The 1680-nt window shown below is 64.8% G+C and carries 1 protein-coding gene; it reads right to left on the bottom strand.

What is annotated here, in order from left to right; genetic code table 11:
* Positions 1-70 precede the first annotated feature (70 nt).
* Entirely contained in the window at positions 71-1504 is a 1434-nt protein-coding gene (locus tag U1708_RS20580) for an IS1182 family transposase (protein ID WP_332710549.1), read from the bottom strand.
* Between the last annotated feature and the right edge of the window lie 176 nt (positions 1505-1680).

Genomic DNA, 1680 nt, shown 5'->3' with positions numbered 1-1680 from the left:
CTTTCCACCGAGGCTGTGTGAGAACGGTGGTCGAGCAGCGCTGATAGCGGCGCGTGCTAGCGCGGGGCGCTCAGGCCTGCATCGCAGCGATTAGCCCCGGCACGCCGACCAGAGCGATGGCGCGCTTGATGTTGTAGGCCAGGGTGTGAAGGCTCATTTCGGTTGCCACGTTCTTCAGGGTGCGCGTCTTGAAGTGGCTTCGCCCCATCCAGTCTTTGATGGTGCCAAAGACGTGCTCGACGGTGCGTCTTCGGACGCGCATGGCACCAGGCATGCGGTCGAGTCGGGCCTGCATGGCCTCGATCACCTCTTCATGCTCCCACCGCTTGATGCGGCGCTCGAGGCTGGTGGTGCAGTTCGCCTTGACCGCGCAGCGGTAGCGACAGGCAGGCGTTGCATAGGCGTGCAGCGTCATGCCGTGCTCGACGTTGGAGAAGCGCCGGGTCATCGTCTCTCCGGCTGGGCAACGGTACGTGTCGGTATCGGTCTGGTAGACGAAGTCCTGCTTGCCCCAGCGACCATCGGCCTTGGCGCCGGAGGTGAGCGGCTTGGGGCAGATCGGCGTAATGCCGGCCGCTTCGCACGCGAGTATCTCGGGGCCCGAGAAGTAGCCGCGATCAGCAAGCACGGTGAGCGCATCCGTGCCCGTCGCCGCGCGGGCTTGCTCGCCCATCTTCGCCAGCGACGTACGGTCGTGGCCGAGATTGATGACCTCGTGGGCGACAATGATGTGGCTATCGGTATCGACCGCCGCCTGGAGGTTGTAGCCGACCTGCCCGGTGCCGGTTCCCGCCGACGCCATCGCACGCGCGTCCGGGTCGGTGAGCGAGATCTGCCGGTCAGGCGATGCCGCAACCGCCTGCTCCATGGCTTCGAGTTCACGCATCTGCCGCCGCAGCTCGCCGAGCCTTGTCGTCAGCCGGATCGTGCGAAGCTCGGCGGCTTCACCATCCTGCCGGTCGGCGGTGTCGAGCATGCCCAGATAGCGCTGGATGCTGGCATCGACCTGCTCCATCCGGCGTCGGATCGTCACCGGCGTGAAGTTCTTGTCGCGGGCATTGACCGCGCGCATGCGGCTGCCGTCCACTGCCACCGTGCCGCCCGCAATGAGCCCGAGGTTGCGACAGAGCAGGACGAACCGGCGACACGCCGCCTGGATCGCTGCGCCATGATCGCGACGGAAGTCGGCGATGGTCTTGAAGTCGGGCGCGAGCTTGCCCGTCAGCCACATCAGCTCGACGTTGCGGCCCGCTTCGCGCTCCAGCCGCCGGCTCGACTGCACCTGGTTCAGATAGCCATAAATATAGAGCTTGAGCAGCATCGCCGGATGATAGCCCGGCCGCCCGGTCGCCGCTGCATCCGCGAAACCCAGCACCGCCAGATCCAGTTCGTCGACGAACATATCGACGAACCGTACCGGGCTGTCCTCGGCCACGTAATCGTCGACGCAATCAGGCAGGAAAAGCTGCTGCCGCCGATCGCAACCTTCGATGAAACGCCCCATCACCGGCCTCCCAAATCAGACCATGATCATAGCATATCAGCGCGTTTCCACACAGCCTCCACCAATTTCCGACATTCGCGCACAAAAAAAGCCGGCTGGTTAGGCCGGGCGGATCAATTTGACGAGCGGACCCTTCACCTTCAGGGGACGCCCTGAAGAGTTGCGCCGCCGTCGCC

The sequence above is a fragment of the Sphingomonas arabinosi genome, from assembly GCF_036663715.1.
Lineage (GTDB): Bacteria > Pseudomonadota > Alphaproteobacteria > Sphingomonadales > Sphingomonadaceae > Sphingomonas.
Note: the sequence above shows the minus strand (reverse complement) of the source record. Positions and strands in the feature narration are given on the sequence as shown.